The organism is Cryobacterium sp. M15, from assembly GCF_002929675.1.
Classification (GTDB): Bacteria; Actinomycetota; Actinomycetes; order Actinomycetales; family Microbacteriaceae; genus Cryobacterium; species Cryobacterium lyxosi.
Window position 1 is genome coordinate 1 of the sequence record NZ_PJJW01000005.1, and the last position, 1,758, is coordinate 1,758.

A 1,758-nucleotide genomic window follows, 5' to 3' on the forward strand; every position below is an offset into this window, starting at 1 on the left:
CTAGAGGCCCTTGCCGCCGGTGACCGGCAGGACCGCGCCGGAGATGTACGATCCCTCGTCGGAGGCGAGCAGCACGTAGGCAGGGGCCAGTTCCGCGGGCTGGCCGGCGCGGCCAAGTGGGGTGTCTTGCCCGAAGGTCGGCAGCTTTTCGGGCCAGCCGGTGGCGGGGATGAGCGGGGTCCAGATCGGTCCGGGCGCCACCGCGTTCACACGGATGCCCTTCGGGCCGAGTTGCTCGGCGAGTGCCTTCGTGAACGCGACCTGCGCCGCTTTTGTCATCGCGTAGTCGATGAGCGCCGAGGACGGGTTGAATGCCTGGATCGACGTGGTCGAGATGATCGACGCGCCGGGCTGGAGATGCGGGATCGCTGCCCCGGCGATCCACATCATCGAGTAAAGGTTGGTGCGGAAGACGCGGTCGAACTCCTCGGTCGGAATCGTCTCGAGCCCGTCCCGGTTCTTCTGGTACGCGGCGTTGAGCACGACGATGTCGAGACCGCCGAGCGCCGCCACCGTCTGGTCGACGACGCTACGGCAGAAGCCCTCCTTCTGCACGTCGCCCGGGATCGAGGCGGCCACGCGCCCGGCCTCGGTGACGAGGCGGAGGGTCTCGTCCGCGTCGTGCTGCTCCTCAGGCAGGTGGACGATCGCGACGTCGGCGCCCTCGCGCGCGAACGCGATCGCCACCGCCCGTCCAATGCCGGAGTCGCCCCCTGTGATGAGCGCGCGACGGCCCTCAAGTCGGCCCGAGCCCTGGTAGCTAGACTCGCCGTGGTCTGGCAACGGATCGGTTCGATCGGTGAGCCCGGGCTGCTCCTGTTCCTGCTTCGGGAAGCCGTCGGACTTGTAGCGGGAGCGGGGGTCGATGAGCGCAGCCATACCTCTAGCCACTCACTGATGGGATGCAAAATCAAGCCCCTTGCACGACCTTGACAACGGCGTAACGTCGCAAACATGCCAGGTGAACGGAACAGAAGTCTCAAGAATCCAAAGCTCTACGAGGATCTCCGCGACGATGGGGCCAGCAAGGAGAAAGCCGCCCGCGTCAGCAACGCGGCCGCCCGCGACGGGCAGAAGGCGGTCTCGCGGCGCGGGGGCAAGGCTGGCGACTACGAGGATATGACGGTGCCCGAGTTGCGCAAACGCGCCAGAGAGTTCGGCCTGCACGGCTACTCCGGCAAGAACAAGTCCGACCTCATTAGCTCGCTGCGCAACCACTGATGAAGCGCAACGACGACGGGCCCTCGACCGACCATGCCCCGGAGACGGAGGAGGACACTGCCTCCGGCGACCCCGGCGACCCCGGCGACCCCGCCGACCCGCCCGACGAAACTGACCCACCCGACTAATCTTCAGGCGTGGTCAGTGCGTCCGTTCTTCAGGGATTCGGGCGTGGGACTGTGATTACGCCAGTGGGCGGGTTTGCGGGCTCTGACGAGTTGTCCGTCGGCTCATCGGTCACGCTGAGGCCCTCGGGCGAGTTCGCGGACATCATGAGCTGGTCGATCCATGACCGGTTCACAGCAGGTCTGCGGCTGCCATCGAACCTGAACTGAATGAAGGTGTTGGGCGATAACCACACGGTGGTTCGTCCGCCACCTGTCGAGGCGTCGAACGTTAAGTTGAGTGCGAAAGCCTCGCCCCGTCGCAGCTTCGCTAGCGTAACAAGCATGATGTGGGTGAGAGTGCGGTCGCCAATCGTGATCCGCTCGGACGCAGGCCCGTAGATCAACTCACCCACACGGCCCCAGACCTCGC

Annotated in this window: 3 protein-coding genes; 2 read left to right on the top strand and 1 reads right to left on the bottom strand. The window is 66.0% G+C overall.

Going from position 1 to position 1,758, the window contains the following annotated elements; genetic code table 11:
- Window positions 1-879 (bottom strand): SDR family oxidoreductase, encoded by an 879-nt coding sequence (locus CXY83_RS00035; protein WP_104195413.1) that lies wholly within the window; start codon window positions 877-879, stop codon window positions 1-3.
- 75 nt (window positions 880-954) lie between these two features.
- Between CXY83_RS00035 and CXY83_RS00040 the strand changes: the two genes are divergently transcribed.
- A complete protein-coding gene (locus CXY83_RS00040; RefSeq protein WP_104195414.1) occupies window positions 955-1,221 on the top strand; it encodes a Rho termination factor N-terminal domain-containing protein in 267 nt (88 codons plus the stop codon).
- On the top strand, window positions 1,221-1,349 hold the full coding sequence (locus tag CXY83_RS18275) for a hypothetical protein (protein ID WP_255408708.1): 129 nt from the start codon (window positions 1,221-1,223) through the stop codon (window positions 1,347-1,349). The genes CXY83_RS00040 and CXY83_RS18275 overlap by 1 nt, the downstream gene beginning before the upstream one ends.
- Window positions 1,350-1,758: the final 409 nt, after the last annotated feature.